Annotated in this window: 23 protein-coding genes; 21 read left to right on the forward strand and 2 right to left on the reverse strand. The window is 55.4% G+C overall.

Translation table 11 applies throughout. The features are described 5' to 3' along the window. Positions 1–141 precede the first annotated feature (141 nt). From gcvH to RDV48_04465, 21 genes are all read left to right on the forward strand, one after another. A complete protein-coding gene (gene gcvH, locus RDV48_04365) occupies positions 142–555 on the forward strand; it encodes a glycine cleavage system protein GcvH (protein ID MDQ7822010.1) in 414 nt (137 codons plus the stop codon). Further along, positions 555–1,916 (forward strand): aminomethyl-transferring glycine dehydrogenase subunit GcvPA, encoded by a 1,362-nt coding sequence (gene gcvPA / locus RDV48_04370; protein ID MDQ7822011.1) that lies wholly within the window; start codon positions 555–557, stop codon positions 1,914–1,916. Before gcvH ends, gcvPA begins: the two co-directional genes overlap by 1 nt. After that, on the forward strand, positions 1,916–3,379 hold the full coding sequence (gene gcvPB, locus RDV48_04375; protein MDQ7822012.1) for an aminomethyl-transferring glycine dehydrogenase subunit GcvPB: 1,464 nt from the start codon (positions 1,916–1,918) through the stop codon (positions 3,377–3,379). The genes gcvPA and gcvPB overlap by 1 nt, the downstream gene beginning before the upstream one ends. Further along, positions 3,366–4,178, forward strand: a complete 813-nt coding sequence (locus RDV48_04380) for a radical SAM protein (GenBank protein ID MDQ7822013.1) — start codon at positions 3,366–3,368, stop codon at positions 4,176–4,178. Before gcvPB ends, RDV48_04380 begins: the two co-directional genes overlap by 14 nt. Further along, entirely contained in the window at positions 4,175–5,149 is a 975-nt protein-coding gene (locus tag RDV48_04385; GenBank protein ID MDQ7822014.1) for a radical SAM protein, read from the forward strand. Before RDV48_04380 ends, RDV48_04385 begins: the two co-directional genes overlap by 4 nt. Further along, entirely contained in the window at positions 5,139–6,071 is a 933-nt protein-coding gene (locus tag RDV48_04390) for an ATP-binding protein (GenBank protein MDQ7822015.1), read from the forward strand. Before RDV48_04385 ends, RDV48_04390 begins: the two co-directional genes overlap by 11 nt. Then, complete coding sequence (locus RDV48_04395) at positions 6,068–6,859, forward strand: lipoate--protein ligase family protein (protein ID MDQ7822016.1); 792 nt, start codon at positions 6,068–6,070, stop codon at positions 6,857–6,859. Before RDV48_04390 ends, RDV48_04395 begins: the two co-directional genes overlap by 4 nt. 93 nt (positions 6,860–6,952) lie before the next feature. Next, positions 6,953–7,192 carry a zinc ribbon domain-containing protein gene (locus RDV48_04400; GenBank protein MDQ7822017.1) on the forward strand — a complete coding sequence of 80 codons (240 nt, stop codon included), beginning with the start codon at positions 6,953–6,955 and terminating at the stop codon, positions 7,190–7,192. A gap of 74 nt (positions 7,193–7,266) precedes the next feature. Further along, positions 7,267–7,746, forward strand: coding sequence for a GNAT family N-acetyltransferase (locus RDV48_04405; GenBank protein ID MDQ7822018.1), 480 nt, complete (start codon positions 7,267–7,269; stop codon positions 7,744–7,746). Positions 7,747–7,890: 144 nt separating this feature from the next. Continuing rightward, the gene (locus RDV48_04410; GenBank protein MDQ7822019.1) at positions 7,891–10,293 is read left to right on the forward strand and encodes a PilT/PilU family type 4a pilus ATPase; all 2,403 of its coding nucleotides are present in this window, start codon (positions 7,891–7,893) and stop codon (positions 10,291–10,293) included. 80 nt (positions 10,294–10,373) lie between these two features. Then, positions 10,374–11,072, forward strand: a complete 699-nt coding sequence (locus RDV48_04415; GenBank protein ID MDQ7822020.1) for a YggS family pyridoxal phosphate-dependent enzyme — start codon at positions 10,374–10,376, stop codon at positions 11,070–11,072. Between the two features lie 114 nt (positions 11,073–11,186). After that, on the forward strand, positions 11,187–12,236 hold the full coding sequence (gene hrcA, locus RDV48_04420) for a heat-inducible transcriptional repressor HrcA (GenBank protein MDQ7822021.1): 1,050 nt from the start codon (positions 11,187–11,189) through the stop codon (positions 12,234–12,236). A gap of 29 nt (positions 12,237–12,265) precedes the next feature. After that, a complete protein-coding gene (locus RDV48_04425; GenBank protein MDQ7822022.1) occupies positions 12,266–13,807 on the forward strand; it encodes a TCP-1/cpn60 chaperonin family protein in 1,542 nt (513 codons plus the stop codon). A gap of 103 nt (positions 13,808–13,910) precedes the next feature. Beyond that, a complete protein-coding gene (locus RDV48_04430) occupies positions 13,911–15,110 on the forward strand; it encodes a nucleotide exchange factor GrpE (protein MDQ7822023.1) in 1,200 nt (399 codons plus the stop codon). 51 nt (positions 15,111–15,161) lie between these two features. Then, complete coding sequence (gene dnaK, locus RDV48_04435) at positions 15,162–17,021, forward strand: molecular chaperone DnaK (protein ID MDQ7822024.1); 1,860 nt, start codon at positions 15,162–15,164, stop codon at positions 17,019–17,021. A 92-nt stretch (positions 17,022–17,113) separates the two neighbouring features. After that, entirely contained in the window at positions 17,114–18,265 is a 1,152-nt protein-coding gene (dnaJ, locus tag RDV48_04440) for a molecular chaperone DnaJ (protein MDQ7822025.1), read from the forward strand. A 9-nt stretch (positions 18,266–18,274) separates the two neighbouring features. Further along, on the forward strand, positions 18,275–19,123 hold the full coding sequence (locus RDV48_04445) for a 50S ribosomal protein L11 methyltransferase (protein ID MDQ7822026.1): 849 nt from the start codon (positions 18,275–18,277) through the stop codon (positions 19,121–19,123). Positions 19,124–19,128: 5 nt separating this feature from the next. Beyond that, on the forward strand, positions 19,129–19,845 hold the full coding sequence (locus RDV48_04450; GenBank protein MDQ7822027.1) for an RsmE family RNA methyltransferase: 717 nt from the start codon (positions 19,129–19,131) through the stop codon (positions 19,843–19,845). A gap of 165 nt (positions 19,846–20,010) precedes the next feature. After that, positions 20,011–22,167: a hypothetical protein gene (locus RDV48_04455; GenBank protein MDQ7822028.1), complete on the forward strand. Its 2,157-nt coding sequence runs from the start codon at positions 20,011–20,013 to the stop codon at positions 22,165–22,167. A 152-nt stretch (positions 22,168–22,319) separates the two neighbouring features. Beyond that, entirely contained in the window at positions 22,320–23,093 is a 774-nt protein-coding gene (locus RDV48_04460) for a hypothetical protein (protein ID MDQ7822029.1), read from the forward strand. A 35-nt stretch (positions 23,094–23,128) separates the two neighbouring features. Continuing rightward, entirely contained in the window at positions 23,129–23,341 is a 213-nt protein-coding gene (locus tag RDV48_04465; GenBank protein ID MDQ7822030.1) for a DUF6485 family protein, read from the forward strand. Here RDV48_04465 and ade read toward each other — a convergent pair whose 3' ends face one another. Together ade and RDV48_04475 are read right to left on the reverse strand one after the other, a co-directional pair. After that, a complete protein-coding gene (ade, locus tag RDV48_04470; GenBank protein MDQ7822031.1) occupies positions 23,342–25,078 on the reverse strand; it encodes an adenine deaminase in 1,737 nt (578 codons plus the stop codon). Between the two features lie 63 nt (positions 25,079–25,141). After that, a complete protein-coding gene (locus RDV48_04475; protein MDQ7822032.1) occupies positions 25,142–25,246 on the reverse strand; it encodes a rubredoxin in 105 nt (34 codons plus the stop codon). Positions 25,247–25,427 lie beyond the last annotated feature (181 nt).

Consider the following 25,427-nt stretch of genomic DNA (forward strand, 5'->3'; position numbering starts at 1 on the left):
CTTAAACCACAGGCAGCGGGTTAGGTACACTAACCCTTTTTTTTTATCAGAGGTATCACTGCATCATACGTAGAATAACTACTTCGCTTTCCCCGTGTCTTATCAACAATCGGCTATTTGCCATAGAGAAAGGAGTATCTTATGAACAGGGAAGAACTGAAATATTCCAAGGAGCATGAATGGGTCCATGCCAAGGGTGATGTGGCGACGGTGGGAATTACTCATTATGCCCAGGACCAGCTCGGCGAGATAGTCTATATTGAGCTCCCTGAGACGGGCCAGACGTTCTCCAAAATGGACAAGGTGGGCACCATCGAGTCGGTAAAAACCGTCTCCGATCTCTTCACTCCCATTGCCGGCGAGATCATAGAGCTGAATCCCTCACTCCTGGACCGCATCGGCGGCGAGGAAAACCCCGACTTTCACCCTGAATTTGTCAACCAGGAGCCTTATGACAAGGGATGGATTTTCAAGATCAGGATGCCGGCAGCCGCCGACTTGGAAGAGCTCATGGCTTTCAATGACTACAAGGCCCTGATAGGAGAGGATGCATAATGAATTACATTCCCCACTCGACGAAAGAGGTCCGGGAGATGCTTGACACCCTCGGCCTTGATCGCATAGAAAGGCTTTTCAGCCATATCCCGGAGGAAGCGCTCTGCAGGAAGGAGCTGGACCTTCACAGAGCCATGACCGAGCCTGAACTCAAGCGTCACTGCGAAGAGCTCTCGCTGAAAAACAGGCATTTTTCAAGGTCATTCCTCGGGGGCGGTGCCTACCGCCATTATATCCCAAGCGCTGTCAACGCCATCATCTCCAGGCCGGAGTTCTTCACCGCCTATACGCCGTACCAGGCAGAGGCAAGCCAGGGAACCCTCCAGGCCATTTACGAGTTCCAGAGCTTCATGTGCCTGCTGCTCGGCATGGATGTCTCCAATGCCTCGCTCTACGACGGCTCCACCGCCGTAGCCGAGGCATCGATTCTTGCCCTCAACGAGACCCGGCGGAAAAAACTCCTGATTTCCGAGGCCCTTCACCCTGAATACCGGGAGGTAGTGAAGACCTACCTCGGGCACAGCACGGAAATAGAGGAGATTCCACACTCAGACGGCATCACCGGCATTGAAGCACTCAAGGGCATGGTTGACAAAAACGTGGCTGCCGTGATCATCCAGAACCCCAACTTCTTCGGTGCCATTGAAACAATGAACGAGATCTCTCTGGCAGTAAAAGCCGTCGGCGCCCTGCTGGTCACCGTGATAAATGAGCCCTATTCACTGGGCGTCCTGAAGAGCCCCGGCTCTTATGGAACAGACATTGCCGCAGGGGAATGCCAGGCCTTCGGGCTTCCCCCCTCATTCGGCGGGCCTTATCTGGGCTTCATGGCGACAAAAGCGCAGTTCATGAGAAAGATACCGGGACGCCTCTCAGGAAAAACAGTGGACACCGAGGGCAACAGGGGATTCGTCCTCACCCTTCAGGCCCGCGAGCAGCATATACGCAGGGAAAAAGCCGCCTCAAACATCTGCACAAACGAGGCCCTCTGCGCTCTCGCCGCCACGGTGCATCTCTCGCTGCTGGGAAAGGGGGGCCTGAGGGAAGCGGCGCTGCAGAATGTGCAGAAAGCTCACTATGCCGAAGGGCAGATCACTGCCATCGAAGGCTTCAGGAAAAAATTCTCCCCGCCCTTCTTCAATGAGTTCGTGATCCAGTGCGACGGCAGTGCCCCGGGCGAAGTGAACAGGAAACTGAGTGATGCAGGAATCGCCGGGGGACTGGAACTGGGCCGCTTCTACCCCTCTCTCGCTGACTGCCTCCTTTTTTCAGTGACAGAGATGAACTCAAGAGAAGACATAGAGGCACTTGCTGCAGCGATGAAAACCTCATCGCCGGTACTTGAAAGGAGGCAGGCCTGATGAAGACCGACATTCTATTTGACGTGAGCTCCCCGGGGAGAAAAGGTTATTCCCTCCCCCCTCTCGATGTGCCGGAAAGGGATCTGAGAGATCTTATCCCCCCGGACATGCTTAACGAGGCAGACAATCACCTTCCCGAGCTGTCAGAGCTTGATGTCATGAGACATTTCGTTTTGCTCTCCAATAAAAACTTCAGCGTTGACTCCCATTTTTATCCGCTGGGCTCCTGCACCATGAAGTACAATCCCAAGGTGAATGAAGAGATAGCCCGCCTGCGTGGCTTCGCTGAGATCCATCCCTATACCCCGCAGGAGCATGTGCAGGGAGCCCTTGAGCTGCTGTGGATGCTGGAAAAAATCTTCGTCGAGATCACAGGAATGGACCGTTTCACCCTCCAGCCCGCTGCAGGCGCCCATGGGGAGCTTACCGCCCTGCTCATGACCAGGGCATATTTTGCTCACAAAGGCGAGAAAAGAACCACGATCCTGGTCCCGGACTCGGCCCATGGCACCAATCCCGCCAGCGCCTCCATGAGCGGCTTCAAGGTGGTGCAGGTGGCATCAAATGAAAAGGGCCACGTAGACTGTGCCGACCTGGAAAAGCACCTCTCAGGCGATGTGGCCTGCCTGATGATGACCAACCCTAACACCCTCGGCCTCTTTGAGCCCGATATCCTTAAGATTGCCGCGATGATCCACCAGTGCGGAGGCATCCTTTATTACGACGGCGCCAACCTGAACGCCACCCTCGGCATAGTGCGCCCCGGCGACGTGGGATTCGACCTCGTGCACCTGAATCCCCACAAGACCTTTTCCACGCCCCATGGCGGCGGTGGTCCCGGGGCAGGCCCCGTGGGGGCGAAGGGCGAGCTCATGAAGTTTCTGCCCCTGCCTCAGGTAAGGAAAAATGAGGCCGGAGGCACTTATTTCCTCTCGTATGACGAGCCCCTCTCCATAGGGAGGGTAAGGGCCTTTTACGGGAACTTCCTTGTCCTGGTGAGGGCCTTTGCCTATCTGATGTCCGTGGGGAAAGAAGGACTCAGGGAGATCTCCGAGGTGGCAGTCCTGAACGCCAGGTACCTCATGAAAGCCCTTGCCCCTTACTTTCACTTCCCCTACCCCGGTCCCTGCATGCATGAATTCGTGGCTTCAGCAAAGGATTACAAAACCAGGGGCGTGAAGGCTCTCGACATCGCGAAGCGCCTCCTGGATTTCGGCTTCCATGCCCCCACAGTCTATTTCCCGCTCATCGTCGAGGAGGCGCTCATGGTGGAGCCCACGGAGACCGAAAGCAAAAAGACCCTTGACGGCTTTGTCGAGGCGCTGAAAAAGATCCATGGGGAATCCCGGGAAAATCCTGAGATCCTCCTCAAGGCGCCCCATGCCATGCCGGTAAGAAGGCTTGATGATGTCACTGCGGCGAGAAAGCCTGATCTCAGATGGAATCCCGATGAGCACCATTAGCCTTGTGCACCCGAGGAAAACAAGGACTGTAAGCCTTACCGCCACAGTGTGCGACCTCAAGTGCGCCCACTGTGGCGGTCATTATCTCAAAGGCATGGAGACGCCGCAGGAGGTGGCAAACCGGGGCCCCCGGCACTACACAAGCGCCCTCATAAGCGGAGGGATGGACAGATCCGGCCGCCTCCCCCTGGAAGACCATGCTGATTTCTACATGCTCCTGAAAAGCTGGGGATGGAAGCTCAATTTTCACGGGGGGCTTCTTTCCCCCGGGGGAGCCTCTTTTCTTGACGGTTACGCGGACGCCCTCTCATTCGATTTCATCACCGACAGCGCAACCATTCGAGAAGTCTATGGCCTCGCCATCCCGGGCTCTACCTATGTAAGCACCTACCGCGCCCTGAAAAAAAAGTTCCATGTAATCCCTCACCTCACCGCGGGGGTGAAAGCGGGGCACCTCCGGGGCGAATCGGAGGCCCTGGCCGCCCTGGCAGGGGAGGAGGCGACGGAAGTGGTCTTTCTCGTATTCATCCCCACGAGGGGAACACGCTATCAAGATTCGGCACCCCCTCCCCTTGACGAGGTAAAACGGCTTTTTGCGCGGGGACGCGATCTGCTCCCCCGCGCCACCTTTACCCTGGGCTGCATGCATCCCCGCGGCGCTTACGGGACAATGCTTGAAAGGTGCGCTCTCGACTGCGGCTTTGAGCGCTTCGTGATGCCGTCACAGGATTTCAGAAAATCTCTCCTCGCTGATGACCGATACAGAGTAGTTGAAAAAGAGGAGTGCTGCGTGATATGATAGGCGTTTCGTCGGGCACGGCGTCGCTTCTTGGCCTTCACCGGGCCCGCTGCGAGACCTATCCCTCCATTGCCTACCTTATGGCGGGGAGCCATTGCAGGGGAACATGCTCGTTCTGTGCCCAGGCATCGGGAAGCATGTCCCGCGCAAGAACCCTTTCAAGAGTGAGCTGGCCCCTCTTCAGGGCCGGGGAAGTGCAAAGAGAAGTGGCAAGGGCCTTTGAAGAAGGCTCAATAAAAAAGGTCTGCATCCAGGTGGTAAACAGTGCCGATGGACTCGCGCAGGCACTGAGCTTCATTGCATGCCTCAGGAAGGTCTCGCCGGTCCCTGCCGGGATCTCCTGTACCGGCATCACCGGCCCGATGCTCAGCGAACTCATGGAGGCAGGCATCCAGACAGTTGCGCTTCCGCTTGATGCGGCAACGCCCCAACTGTATAGGACAATAAAAGGCAGAGACTGGGAGGGGGCCCTCCTCTTTCTCATTGAGAGTGCCGGGCGATACCCGGGAAGGGTTGCCACCCACCTCATCGCAGGGCTGGGAGAGACAGAAGAGGAAATGGCACGGCTCCTTGAGCTTCTTCATGAAAAGCATGTGGCCGTGGGCCTCTTTGCCTTCACCCCTCTTCCCGGAACCCCTCTGGGGAAGCTCGGAAGGCCCGATCTTGCAAGCTACCGGCGGATCCAGCTTGCCCACTATCTCATCAGATCGGGTATAGGCGCCATGTGTACCGTAAGAGAAGGAAATTTGCATTTTAACACAAAGTTACATGATATTGCACCGCAGGTAGTGGAGGGAGAGGCCTTCGAGACGTCGGGGTGCCCATGGTGCAACAGGCCGCTCTACAACGAAAAACCCGGGTCAACTCCCTACAACTACCCGAGAAATCTTTCAAGAGAAGAAACCCGTGAGGCCCTCTCCCTCGCCATGGCGGCCGGGGAGCCTCACCCTGAGAGACACCATGAACAGTGATTTTTTTGGTCGAGTTGCCGATTTCCTTGAAGTCAACAGAGAGAAAATTGCCCATGAGGCAAACGAGAGGACCTATGCAGAGATTCAAGGCTACCTGAAGGGAGGTATCCCCCGGGAAGAGTCACAGGCTGCCATTCTGAGGCTCCTGAACTTTATCATATCAAATCTCCGCAAGCATGACGATGCCCCGCTTCAGGACGATCCTCAGGGAGACGAGTTCCTCAGAGACCTTATCAACTTTGAGGAGGGCATCGCGAGCCGCAGGGTGGAATTCCGGATTGACCTCATAGACCTGCTCCACGGCATCAGGATCTGCAGGAACAAGATATGGGATTACCTCCGCCGCTGCTTCATCGACGAAAGCATAGAGAGCTGCTTTTTTTTCCGTCTTGAAAAGAGAATAAACACCCTCATCGTCTATTTCTTCATTTACGTGGCGAAGCTGTATCTTGAGATGAGGGATCAGGTCATCGAGTCGCAGAGCTCCTCTCTGAAAAAATGGGAGGAAGTGGTAAAGAGCACTTCCCACCTCGATCTCAAGATACCCTGCAAGGAGGAGTTCGCCGCCATTGTGAGAGCCCAGGCCGAAGCCATCGCCAGGCGCCTGAACTATAACGAGGAGGAAGTGCAGGATATTGTCATGACCGTCGGAGAAGCCTGCGACAATTCCATTGAGCACGGATGCTCCGAAAAAGGGATTGACCTCCATTACATGATTTCCAAAGAGAACTTAGAGATAGAAGTCATCGACTATGGCAAAGGCTTCGATCCGGAAGGCATGGGCCTGGAAGTGCCTGATCTCTTTTCAGAGAGGGGCCGGGGAATCTTTATCATGAAAAACCTGATGGATTCCGTGGCCATCACGAGCAGGCCCGGCGAGGGCACCTACATCAAAATCTCCAAGAAACGGGTTTTCCGATGAGAGCCTCCCTCAGGATAATCAGGGACGGGGCCCGGAGCGGTGAGGAGAACATGGCCATCGATGAAGCCATACTCGAGTCGGTATCACGGAACTCCTCACCTCCTACTGCAAGGTTCTACTCCTGGTCAAGGCCATGTGTGTCGCTTGGCTATTTCCAGTCCTGTGCCTCTCTTGACTTTACACGGATAAGAGCGCTCGGCCTTGAGATCGTGCGGCGGCCCACAGGGGGCAGGGCAGTCCTCCACCTGGACGAGATAACCTACTCCCTCACGCTGCCTTTACCGGGCGGAAAAGCAGGCACCATCAGGGAGTCCTTCAAAGTCCTGAACGAGGGTGTCCTGAGAGGCCTCTCACGCCTTGGGGTAGAGGTTTTTTTTCATGCCCTGCAAGGAAGGGCACAGAAAAGGTCTTCACCGCTTTGCTTTGCCGCCCCGGCGCAGTATGAGATCCTCGCTGGAGGGGAAAAGATTCTCGGGAGCGCCCAGGTGCGAAGGAATGGGACCCTTCTGCAGCAATGTTCGCTGCCTCTCACCGTTGATGATGCTCTCACAAAAGAGCTGCTTGGGGGAGAAGCGCCTGCCTATGAAGACGGGCTTCCCCGGGGCCTCCGGGGGATCGTCAAATCCCTGCCCGGGAAGGATGTCATTATCGACAGCATCATAGACGGCATAAGGGAATCGCTTGCCATGGACGCTTCCCTGGGGGCTGTCAGCGACGGGGAGCGCGCAATGGCTGACGAATTGGCCAGGAGCCAGTATGGCCTGGATTCATGGACCTGCAGGAGATAAGAGGAATCTTTTATAATGTTCTGAAATCCATAGGTGCAAGGATGCACTTCCAGGGTGTGACCTGAACATTCCTGGCTGAGGAGGAGAAAAGCCATGCCTATCTATGAATTCTGCTGCACACAGTGCGAGAGCACCTTTGAAAAAATCGTGAGAAGCACCACTACGGAAATCGTCTGCCCTGGCTGCGGAAGTGACAAGGTGGAAAAGAAATTTTCCACTTTTGCAGTGTCCTCGGGTTCGCGGGGAAGCGATCTTTCCTCTGCCCATGGCGCCTCTTCGTCAAGGAGCGGCTGCTCGAGCTGCTCGTCCCACCGGTGCTCCACATGCCATTAATCCACCTGTCGGAGGAACCACGAGGGGCGCGGGGAGAATCTCTGAAGAGAAAGACTCGGTGAGGGAGGCAAACCATGGACTATACGGTGAGAAAGGCAAAGGAAGAGGATATCGATGCTGTCATAGATCTTGCAGCAGAGATGGTGGTAAGAAGCCTGTCGCCCTTCAGAGACATTCCTGCTGAACAGGTCAAGCAGTTCCGCAAAAATGATCTTGCCGTGCTGAAGAATTCGGCAGGCTACAGCAACGTGGGCATATTTATCGCCGAAGATGAAAAAGGCCAGTTAATGGGCCACGTGATCGTAGTGAGCGGTGACATAGAGACATCGACAGGCGAGCGGCAGGGCTGGGTTTTTGACCTCTCGGTGAAAGACCAGTTCCAGAAAAAGGGAGTGGGCACAAGGCTCATGGACGAAGCGGAGAGATTTGTAAGGGCCCAGGGCCTGCGCTATCTTGGCATGGGCGTCACCACCTCCAATAAAAATGCCGTACTGTTCTATGAGCATCTTGGCTATGCCGAAGAGAGAAAAAGAATGATAAAAAAGTTAACATAGAAGGGTTTTCTCCCTCTCTGGAAGAATTTTTCCCTGTAAGAGTGATCGTCACCTTCATACCCAACGAAACATATCCTCGGTCGCTCTCCCGCTATGGGACTTTATACTTTGTTTCATCATATTTTCTAAAGGAGGCGGCATTCCATGTCAAGGAGAAAGAGAAGACAAGAAGAGGGCGCTGCAGAGGAAGTCGAACATGAAGAGTACGCCGATGATGAGGGCGGTGAAGGAGGAGATTCCCCCGACAAGGCCATGAAAAAGCTTGCCGAACTGGAGAAGAAAATAGAAGATGTGACCTCCAAGATGGGCCTCGTCATGATGGAGGCGCGCGACGCCGAGAGCAAGGTGAAAAAGCTTGAAGACTCGGTGAAAGACATGGAGGACCTCGCTGACGAAGTCGATGAGAAGCTTGAAAAGCTCACTGAAACAGAAGTAAAAATCGACAAAATCATCGAGGAAAGTGAAGATACCATAGCCCGCATAAAGAAGCTCGAAGAATCCGGAGCAGGCGGCGCCGAGCTGGAGCAGCGGCTTAAGCAGGAAGGCGAGGCAGTCGATGAAAAGCTCACCAAGGCCTTCAATGAAGCGAGCCGTGCCCTGGAAAAGATAGGGACCATTGATGAGCAGATGGGCTCAATAAAGTCCCACATGGATGAGATAACGGCCCATATTGAAGAGACTTCGGCAAGGCTTGAAGCCTATGCCATGCTCAAGGACGGCCTTGCCAACCACACCGAGGAGATCCAGGACATCCGCAAGCTGATTGATGACGTAAGGGCGGGCGGCGGCGGCGTGGCAGCCGACATGGAATCCAGGCTCGAAAAGATAGCCCACGAAGCACAGGAATCAGCAAAAGCCCTCAAAGAGAGGATTGAAAAGGATCTCGCCGAGATAACGCCCCTCATGGACAAAATGAAGGGCGACTCCGATTCCGGCATCTCAGCGGCTCTCGAGAAAATGACAAAGATCGAGCAGGAACAGAAGACTTTTCAGGAGATGATAGGCACCATCACCTCCCATGTCAATGAGATCACCGAGGAGCTCAACCAGATTGACGAGCGTTACGACGAGCTGACTTCAAAGTCTGATGAAACCGTTGAGAAAATAAAAGGGGAGCTTAAGCAACCCCTTGAGGAGCAGGAACAGAGGATCTTCACCAAGATCCAGGAAGAGCTCGGCAACTTCCATGACGTGACGAAAACCATCGAGGAAGCCTCAAAGAAGGTGGAGGAGCTTCAGCAGAAGACCTCCCAGTATGAGGATACTATCAAGCAGCTCAGCGACACTATCGCTAAGGCCGAAGTGAGCTCGGAAAAGGTCTCGGTAGCCTTCCGGCTCGTGGAGGACATGGAGAAAAAGATATCCCGCGTCGTGTCGCCCGTGGACGAGCTCATCTCAAGACTTGAGGACTTTGAAGAACTCCCCGCCGTCGGTGAGCTGGGCTTTGATCTCAACGACCTGCTCCAGGTGATGATCAAGCATGGTGCTTCCGATCTCCATCTCAAGGAGGGAGCGCCGCCTACCGTGAGACTGGAAGGTGATCTCGTCCCCGTGGGAAACCAGGTGCTTTCCGACAAGGAATGCAAGTACCTTGTTCTCTCAAGCATGTCAAAGTCACTGCGCCGCCAGCTCCTTGAGAAGAAGGAGATCGACTTCGCCTATGCCATTCCTGAGGCGCGCTTCAGAGTAAACGCCTTCCTGCAGAAAAGCACCGTGAGCGGCTCTTACAGGATGCTCAGGACAGAGATTCCTTCAATTGAAGAGCTTGGCCTGCCGCCATTCCTGAAGAGATTCGCCTCGATAAACCATGGCCTCATCCTGGTCACGGGCCCCGCGGGCTGCGGCAAGTCCACGACTCTGGCCTCCATCGTTGATTACATCAATACCAACAGGAAGCTCCACGTGGTCACCGTTGAGGACCCCATCGAATTCGTGCACAAGGACAAGATGAGCATTGTGACACAGAGGGAGGTGGGAATTGATACCCCCTCGTTCCTCGACGCCCTCAAGGCCTCTCTGAGGCAGGATCCCAACGTGATACTGATAGGAGAGATGAGGGATTCCGAAACCATACTCACGGCCGCCATCGCCGCAGAGACAGGCCATCTTGTCTTCAGCACCCTTCATACGCCGAACACCACCCAGGCCATCCAGAGAATTGTAGATGTGTTCTCAGGCGACCAGCAGAAACAGTTCAGGCTCCTCCTCTCGACAACCCTCAGGGGTGTCATCTCGCAGCGCCTCCTCAACAAGAAAGACAATGAGGGGCGCATTCCCGCTGTGGAAATCATGGTGGTCACCCCTACCATCTCAAGCCTTATCATGGAGAATAAGGTGAATGAGATCTATCAATACATGGTGCAGGGCCAGACAGAAGGGATGCAGACCTTCACCGCGGCCCTTACCAAGCTCTATGAGGCCGGCCTTATCTCGAAGGAAGACGCCATGTACCATGCGGATCAGCCCACGGAATTCCGGCTCGGTGTGGAGGGTCATACCACAGGCTCCACATCAATTCCCGAGGACTCCCTGATGAGCTGGCTCTAGACAACAACCGGCAGGAAACAGGGTGCTGGCAGGCTTTTACCTGCCAGCACCTTTTTACTGACCATGAGGGAGAGCGCACTATGGAAGATCATTACCACAGTGACATGAAGGCCCGCTATGACGATCTCTGTGCACGTATGGAGAAAGCGGCAGCAAAAAGGGGAAGGCGCTTTCAGGATATCCGCTTTGTGGCCGTGTCAAAAAAAGTGCATGCCCAAAGGATTATTGAGGCTGCGGGGCTCGGTATCACTGACTTCGGGGAAAACTATTTCCAGGAAGCCCGCGAGAAGATTACGACCCTCGAAGGCAAACTCACCTGGCATTTCATAGGTCATCTCCAGAAAAACAAGGCCCATCAGGTCCTGGAGCTTTTTAACCTCATTCAGAGCGTTGACTCGGTGGACCTTGCGGAAAGACTGGCAAAGCGGGCCCAGGAAAGAGGGAAAGCTGCGGAAGTGCTCCTCCAGGTCCATTACGGTGATGAAGCCACCAAGCACGGCTTTCTGACCGATGAGGTCATGCCTTCCATGGAGAGGATCTCATGCCTCACCCACCTTAAGGTGAAAGGGCTGATGACTATCCCTCCCTTCCTGGAAGATCCTGAAGAAAACCGGCGCTATTTCAGGGATATGGCTCTGCTCTCAGAGAAGCTCAGAGGCTTTCCCGGCTATGAAGCCGTTCATCTCTCGATGGGTATGACCGATGATTTTGAGATCGCCATCGAGGAGGGCTCCACCATGGTAAGAATCGGAAGGGCCCTTTTTGGAGAGAGGATCTGAGGCACTACCCTCCCTTGATAATTCTCGCCTTGCCTTGACAGAGCAGGAATTCCGTGGTATTAATTGAGTGGAATATTTTGCCTGACACCGGCTTTGAAGAGGGAGGAGAGAAGAGTGAAAGCAGGCTCTTCGGCGCTTAATTCTCGGCAAAAGGCCATCCTTGAGATCATCGTGCAGGAATTTGTAAAATCAGGCGAGCCTGTCGGATCATTGATCATTACCGAAAATTATGATATCGGCTGCTGTTCCGCCACGGTAAGGAACGAGATGGCAAGGCTTGAAGAGATGGGCTATCTCGAGCAGCCCCATGCCGCATCGGGAAGGATTCCCAAAGACAAGGCATACCGCCTTTTCGTCAATGAGATAATCAGCAGGAAGATCGCCCCTCCCCCTGAGAATGCCGTGAGCACCATCGAGCGGGAATACCAGATTATCCAGTCCCACCTGGAGATTCTTATCAAGAAAACTGCGCGGCTTCTCGCCGAGCTCACCAATTACACCTCCCTCCTTCTTGCTCCGCAGCTGAGAAAAAGCCTTTTCAAATACCTCAGGCTTGTTTCCCTTTCGCCGACCCGCATACTCCTTTTCATGATGAACAATACGGGCTCCATAATCCACAGAACCATCGAGCTTTCTTCGCCCATCAGCCCCGAAGTGCTGGAGCGCCTCACCAATCTGCTCAACGACAGGCTCCAGGGCCGGGCGCTTGACCATGTATCGGAATTTCTCAAGGAAATTCCCGGCCTTGAGACCGACAGGGAGCTCATCAGGAATATCGGCGACGCATCGCAGCACCTGGTGGAAGAACAGCAAAGAGAGGTATTCTACGGAGGGAAAACCCGCCTCTTCGACTTTTCGGAGTTCCGTGATCTCGACAAGATAAAAGTGCTGATGGAAGTTATGGAAGAAGAGAAAGTGGTGGCAGAGATCCTCACCGAAACCCTCAATGCCGACGGCGTACAGGTGCTGATAGGTGAAGAGAACCCCGTTGACGAGATGAAGGAGTGCTCGATGGTGACGGCCGCTTACAACCTGAACGGCGAACCGGTGGGCACGCTTGGGATCATAGGCCCCAAGAGAATGCCCTATGAGCAGATCATTTCCATCATTAACTACACTGCAGAGAACTTCAGCCACAAGCTCCGGCACCTTGATCGTCTTTAAATCCCGCTTTGTCCCCACAAGGAGGTTCCATGTCCGGCATTCCCCACCACAACGATAAGAGCGATATTGATGAGAGACTCTCGGCGCTCCTTACAAATGCTGCAGCGGTGAGAGCCATTGCCGGGGCCGTGGAAAATACCCTTGGCCCCAAAGGGCTTGATACCATGCTCGTTGACGGAAACGGCGACATCATTGTCACCAATGCCGGCGTGACCATCCTTGGCAGGATGGAGGTCTCCCATCCTGCAGCCCGGATGCTTATCAACATCGCAAGGAACCAGCACGAACAGGTGGGAGACGGGACCACCACGGCGACGATAATGGCGGGAACTCTTGTCAGTGAAGGCCTCAATTACATAATACGGGGAGTGCCTGTCTCCAAAATCATAGAAGGCATAAGGATTGGGATTCATGAGTGCCTCGAGCTGCTTGACAAAGGCGCAATTACTATAAAGGACATGGACGATCCTCTCCTGGGCCAGGTCACCACTGTCGCCGGCAGGAATGATAGCGCCATCGCCGGGGGTGTAGTGGCACTCGCAAGGAATATTGGCTCCGAAAAACTGCTTGACAGCACCTTCAGGCTCTCGGAGCGGATAGTGGCCGAGGTGGGGGCGTCCCACGAGGTATTTCCCGGTCTTCTCTTCAAAAAAAAGCGCCTCAATGAGCAGATGCCCCACAAGGTGACTGCCGCAAAAGTGCTGGCCCTTGAAGACAGCCTGCTGCCGGAGGAGTTGAGCGAAGCGGCCCTCAGGACCGAGGCGGGATTCGCCGCATACCTTAACTACCAGGAGGAGTTCAGAAAAAACATACGGCGCCTTCCCGGCCTGGGAATCAAACTGGTGGTGCTTGAAAAGGGAATCGATGACTTTGCGGAAGAACTGCTCACCAGGGAGGGAATACTGGTCATCTCAAGGCTCAGGAGCTCCGATTTCAGGAACGTGCTGGAGTACACTGGGGCAAAAGCGCTCAAGAGAACGTGCATTGGGCGCAGCGATGAAGAATTGAGAGCATCTCTTGGCCAGGCGAAGGAAGTAATGGAGGATGGGCGGCTTGGGCATATGAGAATATCGGGGGGAGAGGGGAAAAAGACCGCGACCTTTCTTGTGGGGGCAACGACGGAAGAAGTGGTGGGAGAAAGGGAGAGAATCGCACAGGATGCCGCCTCATCGCTCCAGGCAGCCCTCAAGGGCGGCGTCGTCGCCGGTGGAGGGGCCTTTGAGCTGAGCCTCATTCCCCCGGTGAGGAAGGCAAGGACAAAAGCCAGGGGCATCGCCGCATACGGTATTGACTGCGTGGTAGAGTCATTGAAGCGCCCGATGGCCCAGATCATAGCGAATGCGGGGTTCAACTCCCTTGAAAAGATAGAAGAAGCTCTCAAATCCCTCGAGGAGACAGGCCGCACCCCTGGAGTAGACTGCGATTCCGGTAACCTCATTGACATGGTGGAGGCTGGGATCATCGATCCGGTCCCTGTAAAGCGCCAGGTTTTCCTCGCCGCAATGGAGGTGGCTGAAGCGATTCTCCGGATCAATACCATCATCAAAATGAGCGGGACCGGTATGGCATGAAAATATAAATCATCCTCCTCTAGAGGAGGAAGAAGGTTGATGGTGATGAATACTTTCATGGTGGCCACTACCGGCGGCATCCAGAATGAAAGGGGTATATCGCATGGAAGAGAGCACGCTCAATTCCTCCCTGGCTCAACAGCAGGGAGACTCTTCCACCCTCTCACAGGAAGCCCTTTCACGGATGGAAAGGGAAAAGAAGCTGAAACGCGTGAAAAACAGGAAAGCGCTCCGGGCAAAATCCATGGTGCTGGAAGAAGGAGAATATGGTGATATGACAGACGAATCTTCCGAACAGTGCTCCGATACAGAGCCTGAGGCAGAGCAGACTGCCGCTGCCGCCCCCGCAGAGGAGCCGTCCTCCCCCCAGTCCCCGCCGTCGCCTGGAGCCAAGAGTACCCTGCCGCGCCCTGAGCTCACCTCAGAGGAAAAGGAAAAAATCGCCATAGGCGTAGAAGAGCTGGACAAGGTGATAAGCGGGGTCCCTATTCTTGATTTCCTGAGGGCAAGGCTCGCAAGCTCGGTCGATAAAGGCATTGATTTCCTCACCCTCATCGGGTTCTATCGTATTGCCTCGCGGATGCTCAAGGAGGAATTCGAGAAGAAGCGCGATCTGCACCGAAAGGTGGAGCTTGAGTACGAGGAGCAGAAAAAGGAAATCGAAAGCCTCCGGAATCAGCAGGCAATCGATCCTTTCAAGCCACAGCCGGCAATGCAGCAAAAGCCGCCTGAGCGGCCGCCTGAGCGGCCTCAGGAACGGCCACCTGACCGGAACCTTGTAGACCTGCAGGAGGCTCATAACCAGGAAATCTTTCTCCTCAGGGAGACCATAAAGAAGAAAGAGCAGAAAATCAACGAGTTCAATGATCTTTACGAGCGGCTGAAGACGGATTTCAATAATTTCAGAAACCGTTCCGTCAAGGAAGTGGATTTTCAGGTTGACAGGTCCTTTGAGGATCTTGTGAGCAAGTTTCTCCCTGTGGTGGACAATTTCGAGAGGGCCGTCAAGGCCTCCAAGACCACTCAGGATACTGCATCGCTGATGCAGGGCGTGGCAATGATCCTGTCGCAGTTCGAGGAGATCCTCAAGGGTATCGGCGTGGATCCCATCAAGGCCGAGGGCCAGCCCTTCGACCCCAAGATTCATGAGGCGATAGCCGTCGTGGAGAATAGTGAATATCCCGAAGATACTGTCATTGAGGAAGTATACCGCGGATACACGATAAAAAAGAAGATTTTGCGGCCGGCAATGGTAAAGGTCTCGAAGAGAGGCGCCGCGCCTCCTCCGGGCCCCTCAGCGTGAAGATCGGAGTCCTCTTGAAAAATTACTGTTCCTGAAGAAGGAGTGGATAGTATGAGCAAGATTGTGGGGATTGATCTAGGAACCACCAATTCAGTCTGTTCAATCATGGAGGGAGGGCAGCCAATCGCCATCCCGAGTGCCGAGGGCGATGCTCTTGTTCCCTCTGTCGTGGGTTTTTCAAAAACCGGCGAGCGCCTCGTAGGGGCCGTGGCCAAGCGCCAGGCCATCAGCAACCCTGAGCGCACCATCATCTCAATCAAGCGCCACATGGGCACGGAATTCAAAGTGCAGATCGACGACAAGAGTTATACACCCCAGGAGATATCGGCAATGATCCTTCAGAAAATAAAGGCCGATGCCGAGGCATACCTGGGATTCCCCATAGAAAGAAGCATCATCACTGTCCCCGCATATTTCAACGACAGCGAGCGGCAGGCCACCAAGGACGCCGGCACCATTGCAGGCATGGAGGTGGTGCGCATCATCAACGAGCCGACCGCTTCGGCTATGGCCTACGGCCTTGACAAGCTCGACCACTCGGAAAAGATCCTTGTATGGGACCTCGGGGGCGGTACCTTTGATGTGTCAATCCTGGAGATCGGTGGCGGCATTTTTGAAGTGAAAGCCACGGCGGGAAACATGCGGTTGGGCGGCGACGACTGGGACCAGCGGGTCATGGACTGGCTCGTCGATGAGTTCAAGAAAATGCACGGCATTGACCTGAGGACTGACCGCGTGGCCATGCAGCGCCTCAAGGAAGCAGGAGAGAACGCCAAGATTCAGCTCTCGAGCGATACCACCACGAGGATCAACCTGCCCTTCATCGCTGCCGACGCCCAGGGGCCGAAACACCTGGATATAGAGCTTACGAGACAGAAATTCCAGGAGATGTCAGCCGATCTCGTGGAAAAATGCGTGGAGCCGGCAATGAGAGCCATGGAGGATTCGGGCCTCACGATGGGACAGATAAACAAGGTGCTCCTTGTGGGAGGCTCGACGAGAATGCCCGCGGTGCAGGACAAGGTAAGGAAGCTTTTCGGCAAGGAGCCCTGCAAGGAAATTGATCCGGACAGGGTTGTCGCAATGGGCGCTGCCATCCAGGGCGGAGTTCTCTCAGGCGAAGTGAAGGACATGGTCCTGCTGGACGTGACTTCCCTCTCGCTGGGCATCGAGACCGTCGGCGGCGTGTTCACCAAACTCATTGAGAGAAACACCCAGATACCCTGCTCCAAGTCCAGAATATTCACCACGGCAGCCGACGGGCAGACCATTGTGGAGGTCCACGTGCTCCAGGGCGAACGCGAGCTCGCGGCCCACAACAAATCCCTCGGCAGGTTCGAGCTCCGCAACATCCCGCCGGCACCGCGCGGCGTTCCGCAGATCGAGGTGGTCTTTGAGATTGATGCCAACGGCATAGTGAACGTATCAGCCAAGGACCTTGCCACGGGCAACAAGCAGAAGATCACCATCCAGTCGCCGACGAACCTCACCGGTGAAGAGATAAACAAGATGGTGAAGGAAGCGGCTATTTATGCCGAAGAGGACGGGAAGCGCAGGGACGAGTCACAGACCCGCAACAAGGCCAACATAGAGCTTGATACCGCCGAGAGAACCATAAGGGAGCTCTCGGACAAGATGTCCATTGATTACCAGCGGCAGCTCCGAGAGGCTATTGACAGGCTGCGCATGTCACTGCAGACTTACGATATCCCGAAAATCAAGGAAGACACCAAGGCCCTCCAGGACGTGATGTACATGGTCTCGACAGAGGCATACCTCTCCATCGAGGGCGCAAAGATACCAAGTGCCTTCGCGGGAGGAGGCGGCGCCGCTGCCGCCAAGAAGGCAAAAGAAACAATTACCATGGATGAGCCGACAGAGGAGGATCTCTTCGGATGGTTCCAGAAATAGCAGGATCCTCCACCGGGCATTTCATTTCATAGAAAGATGCACTGACCTCAGGGCTTCTTTTTTTCCCCCTGGCGGAGAAGGAGGTGATAACCTTGGCAAAACGCGATTATTACGAGGTGCTTGAACTGTCGAGGAGTGCCACTGCTGAAGAAATCAAATCTTCATACCGGCGCCTTGCAAGGAAATATCATCCCGACGTGGCTGAGAACAAATCCGAGGCTGAAGTGAAGTTTAAAGAGATTAACGAAGCCTATGCGGTGCTCTCTGACGATCAGCGGCGCGGTCAGTATGACCGTTTCGGCCATGAAGGGCTGAATCTGGGAAGCGGCGATGCAGGTTTCGGAGGGTTTGGCTTCGGAGGATTCGGCGATCTCTTCCAGATGTTCGATATCTTCTCTGATTTCGGGGATATGAGGGGAGGCGCACGTGCCCAGGCCTCAAGCCGCCCCCAGAAGGGAAGGGATCTCCGCTACGACATCCCCGTCACGCTTGAAGAGGCCTTCAAAGGCGTGGAAAAGGAGATTGCCATAACGAGCCCTGTTACCTGCTACCATTGCAAAGGCACAAGAGGCCGGGACGGGGCGAAGCCTGAGCAATGCGCCACCTGCCATGGCACGGGCCAGGTCACCCAGGTGAGCCGGAGCGCCTTCGGGCAGATCATGAGAACCTTTCCCTGTAACCGCTGCAGCGGTGAAGGCTCAATAGTCACCGATCCCTGCCCTGAATGCAGGGGGATGGGAAAGGTGGAGAAGGAGAGAAAGCTGGAGGTGCAGATTCCTCCAGGCGTGGACACAGGCTCCCGGATAAGAATCCCCGGCGAGGGCGAGGCAGGCTTCATGGGAGGCGTAAGCGGCGATCTCTACGTGGTAATCCATATCATGGAGCATTCCGATTTTCAGCGCTCAGGAGACGATCTTTACTATTTCAAGCAGATAGCCTTGACCCTGGCGGCCCTGGGAGGAGAAGTGGCGGTGCCCACCATTGACGGGGAGACAAAATTGAAGATCCCCCCGGGCACCCAGTGTGACACCCTCTTCAAGATCAAGGGCAAGGGGATGATGAGCCTCAGGGGGCACGGGAGAGGCGATCTTTACGTGAAGGTATGGGTCATGGTGCCCACCAGGCTCGACGAAAAGCAGAAAAGCCTGCTCCAGGAGTTTCAGAAGCTTTCCGGAGAAGAGCCTGAGCCCGACAAGAGCTTCCTGGGGAAGCTGAAAAATGCCTTTTCCGGGGCAAAAAAATAGGGGTGCCCGGTGGAATACTACAAGATGAGGCTCTGTACCTCACCAGAGCTGATTCCTTACGCGGAATACCTCCTCCAGGCCCATCATATCTCGGCATGGAGCGAAGAGACTTACAGGACAAGGCAATGCCTTGTCTTCTACCTTCCCGCTGACGGGGCGGCAGAAGACATCCTTGAGAGACTCAGCCTCAAGCTGAAGGGTCTTGAAGAGACAAAGCTCTCCAAAAGGAAAATAAGGGCCCTCCGGTGGGAAAAATCCTGGAAGAGAAGCTTCAAGACAATTTCCATCGGCACCATCGTGATAAAGCCACCCTGGAGAGCCTACAAAGCCTCACCCGGCGAGGCCGTCATTGAAATTGAGCCGGGGATGGCTTTCGGAACAGGCGATCATCACACCACAAGCCTCTGCATAAGGCTTCTGCAGTCTTACGTAAAGCCCGGCATGAAGGTAATCGACCTGGGAACCGGTTCGGCTCTCCTCGCGATGGCAGCAATCGCCCTGGGTGCCTCATCGGTGACTGCAGTGGATCACGACCCGGTAGCCCTCACAGAAGCCCAGACCAATGTGATCCGTATGGGAATGGGAAACAGAATCGCCCTGGTAAGGGATGAGGTCACCGACGTGCCCCCTGGCTCATACGACCTCGCTGTGGGGAATCTCTTTTTAAGAGAGATTGCCATGCTGCTTGAAAAGCGGTGCCCCCCCCTCAGGCAGGGAGGAGTCTTTATCGGATCAGGCATTACGACAGACCAGCGCCCCCAGGTGGAAAAAGCGCTTCTCGGCCCGCATTTTGCGCTCCTTTCCTGGCAGACCGGGGGGATCTGGGATGCCTTCGCCGTGAGGAAAGAAGGTCCCTGAAAGCCATGCCGAGATTTTACGTGCCGCCGGACCGGGTATCAGGTGGATCTCTTTCCCTCGAGGGCGCCGAATGGAAACATGCCAGGCAGGTGCTGCGGCTTCGGAGGGGAGACCGCTTTACGGCAATTGACGGGACTTCCCGTGAATACCTCGCAGAACTTCATACTGTCGAGGTTTCGCGGGGTACCGCGAGAATCCTCGAGGTGAGAGAGGTTTCCCGCGAGCCTTCGATCCGCGTCACGCTCTACCAGGCTCTCATCAAGGCGCCACGTTTAGAGTATGTCGTTGAGAAAGCGACAGAGATCGGCGTGGCGGCAATTATCCCCCTTATTACTGCAAGAAGTGCGCCTCTCCAGTGGGGTCATGCACGGGAAACCCGCTGGAACTCCATTGTGAGGAGCGCCAGCTGCCAGTCGGGGCGCACCATCTTTCCCGGGCTTTCAGCTCCCGTAAGTCTCGGCGATGCCCTCTCCAGAGCTGCAGGGGGCACCATGCTCTTTTTCTCCCCCGATGAAGGGACAGGGGCCGCAATGAGATCCATGGACTCCATTCCCGAGGGGAGCGATTACCACGTCTTCATCGGTCCCGAAGGGGGCTTTTCGGGAACCGAATGGCGTGCTGCCTTAGAGAGAGGGGCCCTGGAAATCACCCTGGGAAGCCGTGTACTGCGGGCGGAGACGGCAGCACTTGTCTGCTGCTCCCTTCTTATCTACCGCCGCTGAGCGTACCGGTCCTCCTGTTCTTTCCTTCTCCCCGCAGCAGCCTTGCCAGTTTACATTTATTTAACATGGAAGAGGGGAATAAAGCACTTTACTCGAGGAGCCCATGTAGTGATATAGTTGATAAGGATAAATATAAGCGAGGGGGTAGAGGAGATGTCATTTGATATGCCTACTGACTTTCCCACTATTGACGCGGGAATGCCCAACCAGGTGGGGAAAACCTTCGATACTGCGGAAGCCAAGCTCAGAAAGGCCAGAAAAAACAAGAAAGCAAAGAAAAAGATAAAAGAAGAGCACTTCCAGCAGATACAATCGGGGAAAACCCAATCCGTGCCGGCCACGCAGTCGGGTATCAACTCGGCGACGGAAGGGCGCGACACCTTTCAGAGAACGCAGCCTACCATGGGACAGGCCAATGATGCTCTTGCAATGAACCAGATGCTCAATGTCTCGGCAAGCACGAACATGATGAGCGCCATGATGATGTCCGGCGCCTACAGGGCTCCCAATGTCGGCTACAGCGACACCGGGATGGCAAATTATAATTCCATCAACGACATTGAAGAGCTGATGGGTATCCTGGGCCAGAAGCAATCAGGCCAGGGGCAGATCATGCAGGCCCTCGGCCAGATGAACCAGGACTCCCAGCAACAGATGACCCAGAACAACACCTTCCAGCAGGGGGTCCAGCACTTCGGAAAGCTCGAGCAGGAATTCGGCGCGAAAGAGATGACGGCCAAGATGAAGGAGATGACCTTCAACGGCATCTCCAAGACTCTCAGCGGCGTCTCACAGACCATCAGCATGGCGGGAAAAGCCCTTGAAGCGGCCGCACAGGGCATCGAGGCCGTGGCCTCGGCGGTGGCTGCCATTCCCTATGTAGGGGCAGCCCTTTCTGCAATGCTCCGCGCCGTGGCGCAGATGCTCCGGTCCATGGCCAAGATGCTCGAGCAAATCGCCCAGAAGCTCAAGCAGCTCGCCCAGAAGATGCAGCAGCAGGCCAACCAGATGAAGATGCAGGGCGAGCAGATGAAGGTCCAGAAGCTCGCCAACCAGGCCAAGAAGATGCAGGAGATGAACAAGCTCCAGCAGGGCATGCAGCGCCTCAACCAGATCATGGAAGAACGGAACAAGGTGATGGGAGTCCTCAACAACAACCTGGGGCAGCAGATGCAGCTCATGCAGCGCCTCCAGGAGCTCGGCCAGAACATGAACATGATGAACCAGATGGGCGCCATGCAGGGCCAGAATCCCATGGCAAACATGATGAACATGATGGGCATGCTGGGGAATTCCATGAAAAACGCCGCGAACATGCAGGCAATCAACCAGATGCTCCAGCCCAGCCCGAACATCCAGATGGCCATGCTCACCTCAATGCCTTCGCCTGCGGCAATGGGCGGCGGCGCCGTCATGCCGATGGGTGGAGGCGCCTCGATGGGCGGAGGAATGTCAAGAGGCGGCGGTGGGCCGATGGGCGGAGGCATGCCTGCCATGCCTTCAATGCCCTCCATGCCTTCAATGCCCTCCATGCCTTCAATGCCCTCCATGCCTTCAATGCCCTCCATGCCCTCAATGCCCTCCATGCCGTCAATACCAATGGTGGGTCCCGGCGGGCAGCTCATGGCCCAGGGGCCTCAGCAGGGACACCATGGACCGCAGCAGGGCCAGCAAGGTCCCCAGCAGGCTCAGCAGGGCAAGCAGCAGGGACTTCCTCTCCAGGGCGGCCAGAAACCCCAGGGAGGCCAGGCAATGGCGCGGGGAGGCGCCCATGGAGATCAGGGTATTGCAGGTGCCGGAGGCGGAGGCACTTCAAAGAAAGAGGAGTACGAAAAGCAGCTTTCTGACCTTGCGGGCAGCGTGCTGAGCGCCCAGGGCCAGGGCCCCACCCAGGGTGCGGACCAGAAAAATCAGAACAAGCAGGCACTTTCCGAGCTCTGGAACCAGGTCATCCAGGAAAAGATCCCCATAGACCAGGCTGTACAGCAGCAGGTGTTCCAGGCTCTCGGCGATGAAGCGGCAAAAGCCGATACACAACAGGGTGGAAAACCTCAGGGAGGCCAGGCGATGGCGCGGGGCGGGGCCCAGGGCTTACCGGGAGCAGGCAGAGGTGCCCAGGGGATGCCTCAGGGAATGCCACCGGGAATGCAGCTGGGAATCAAGCCCCAGGCTGCCAACACGCCGGCAGCACCGGCAGCACCGGCAGCACCGGCAGCACCGGCGGCACCGGCAGCACCGGCAGCACCGGCGGCACCGGCAGCACCGGCAGCACCGGCAGCGCCTCCACCCGCAGCGGGTGGGGGAAACGTGCATCAGGCCTGACGATCAAAAGGTATATCACAGTATCTGGAGAATATGGAGTGGGAGGGAGATCCTCCCACTTCCCTATGTACGACTGCCGGATACAAGCAGCGGGACAGCCTGGTGCAGGATCTTTCACGGGGAGACACACAAAATGAGAGCGGGGTGCAACGATGGCTATTATCTGTCCGGTATGCAGGCATGAGCTTGCTCAGGATGATGCGACAGTTTGTGAAAAATGCGGCAACAACCTTGTAGAGGTCCGCTATGAGAAGCCCCTCAAGATGCTCAAGGAACTGGGCCTGAAAGTCACGGGATCGCCTGGTGCCTTCTCAAAGGAAAAGCTCGAGGGTCTCTATTCCCACATAGTGGAGCTCCTGGGCGACATTATGGCTCACAGCAAGGCGGAAATTGACAAAAACCTGGATAAGCTCCGCAGAGAGTTTGCAAAAACGTCCCAGATAGCAGAGGATGACGTGGATATGCGGGCCTTTACCGAGGGCTTCCAGATGGCCCAGTCATTCGTCAACGAAGGCATCGGCATGGCCCTCAGCGCTCTCACCGGCATGAAGAACTTCAAGGACATCAAGCAGGGCCAGAACATGCTCGAGCTTGCCACGACCAGGATCCAGGAGGGGCTTGAGCATCTCGAACAAATCACCGTGGCATCGACAGGGATGCCTCTTCCCGATGAAACCGTGCAGGAAACGCCGGCACAGGTCACTCTTGCCATGGACTCCATAGAAAAAGCCCTTGAGAGCCTCAGCGCCTACCTGGAAACCCGTCAGGTGGACTACCTGAAGACTACCCTCAAAAGGCTCGATGCGGCGAGCTTCTCACTTGCAGAGTGCCTTGAAGCCATGGGGGCCTCGAGGACCTCCGGGCCTGCCCCGCAGGAGGAGCAGTCCCCTGCCTCATCGATCCAGAATATTGATTCCAAGGCATAAGGCCTGGAATTTCTCGAATTGAAAGGAGTCATCCAGTGAAAGAGTGCACTGCTGAGAAAAACAAGGCTCGATGCAACTGCTCTTACGAGCCATGCGGGAAAAAAGGGGTATGCTGCGAATGCCTTCGCTTTCATTTCGGTATGGGAGAGTTTCCCGCCTGCCTCTTTCCCGATGAGGTGGAAAGAACCTACGATCGCACCATAGAGACTTTCATTGAAACCTATAAAAAGAGGGGACGATGGTGGTAGTCACGGCACGGGCACCTCGTCAAAGAGCCCCTGGTACCTTAATGCTTTCTCATCGACAAGCCCCTTGTCGGTGATCCTGAGCGCGGGAATCACGGGCAGAGCCATAAAGCTCAGTATCATGAAAGGCTGATTCTTTTCCATTCCGCATTCCACGGCAGCACGATTGAGCGCTGCTTTCTTTTCAGCGACATCAGCAAAGGAGCCGTCACTCATAAGCCCCCCGAGAGGCAGAGGGAGGGCAGCCTTCACCAAGCCTCCCTCCACTATGGCGATACCGCCCTCATAGCCAATCACCGTATCGACGGCTCTTTTCATGTCGTGATCGTTCATTCCTGCAACGATAATATTATGGGAATCGTGGGCAATAGTCGAGGCGCAGGCACCCTTCCTGAGGCCCAGACCTTTTATGAAGCCGACAGCCATACCACCTGTGGCATGGTGGCGCTCAATCACCGCTATCTTTGCAATGTCATTTCCGGGGTCTGCCACGATATGGCCATCATTCACCTTTGCATCAATCACCAGGTCCTCTGTCACGATCTCATGAGGAACTATGCCTATGCAGTGGATCCTCAAGGAGCGGGCCGGCACCCGAAAGAGGGCCTCATCAAAGGGAAGGGCCGAAACAGTCCTTCTCACCGGAGAGAGATCAAGAGGGGGAGCAGAAAAGAGAGGAAGACCATCTTCCGCCACAAGGACGCCCTTTTTGAATACCTTGCGGGCATGCCAGAGGTCGTCAATAACGACCATATCGGCCTGGTAGCCCGGTGCGATGGCTCCATGGGAGGGAAGATGAAAATGGCGGGCCGCGTTCAGTGTCGCCATTGAAAAGGCTATCAGGGGGTCTACCCCGAGGGAGATCACCTTCCTTACAAGATGATCAATGTGGCCTTGCTCCCTGATATCAAGGGGATCGATATCGTCAGTGACCAGCACAAACTGCCGGTAGTTAAGGGGAGTCACAAGAGGGAGAAGGGATTCGAGGTTCTTGGCATAGGTCCCCTCGCGAAGCATAACAGTCATGCCTTTTTCAAGCTTTTCCCCGGCTTCCTCCATGGTTACGCACTCATGATCGCTTGACGGTCCCGCGATAATATAGGCAGAAAGCTCTTTGCCTGAGAGTCCCGGTGCATGGCCATCAACAAGCCTGCCCACAGCAAGTGCCAGTTTCTCCATTATAAGGGGATCGGCCGAAAGAGTCCCGGGCACGTTCATAAGCTCCCCGAGGCCCAGGACTCTTTTATGCTCCATGAACTCCCGGAGGTCCCCGGCAAGAAGCACTGCTCCGCTGGTCTCAAAGGTCGATGAAGGTACGCAGGAAGGGAGCATTACATAAATGTCCAGGGGAAGGTCCTCGCCGGCGTCAAGCATGAATCGGATCCCCGCCTTCCCGCATACGTTGGCGATTTCGTGGGGATCAGTCACGACGGCGGTCACTCCCCTGGGTATCACGGCCCTGGCAAATTCTGAAGGGCTCACCATGGAGCTCTCAAGATGGCAGTGGCCATCGAAAAAACCAGGGGCAACAAAGCTTCCTTTCACATCAACGACACTGGAGGCTTCATATCGACCGAAGCCTACCACATAGCCTTTATGGACTGCGATATGGGTGCCGGGCATCATCGAGGCTGAAAGCACGTTCACCAGGGTTCCGTTCTTCACGAGAAGATCAACGGGGATCTTTCCCTGGGCCGCCGCAATAAGCTCACTCCGAAAGGCTGTTTTCCTCTCATCCATGCCGTGCATTCCTCTTTTCTCGATTATCTGCAAAAGCTTCCCTGGGGAGCCGGGCCCCTCCCGCTATTTCTTTTCCATGGTGCCTTTCTCTCCGCACTTGGGACATTTCTGGGGCTTGCATCTGCCATCCTTTTTTGCACCGCACTTGCTGCAGGTATATGTAGCCATTGCAGGTTCTCCTTTCCTTATGATCCTCACCTTCCATCATTCGAGAACAAAGGGAGCCCTCCTTTAAAAAATGGGGACAGGGGGGTGTCCCATTGCTGGCAAAATGCCCTGGAGGTTTATTAAAGAGGGAAAAGAAATATGCCGAGGGACAGAATCGAACTGTCGACACCATGATTTTCAG

The sequence above is a fragment of the Candidatus Eremiobacterota bacterium genome (assembly GCA_031082125.1).
GTDB lineage: Bacteria > Vulcanimicrobiota > CADAWZ01 > CADAWZ01 > Ess09-12 > Ess09-12.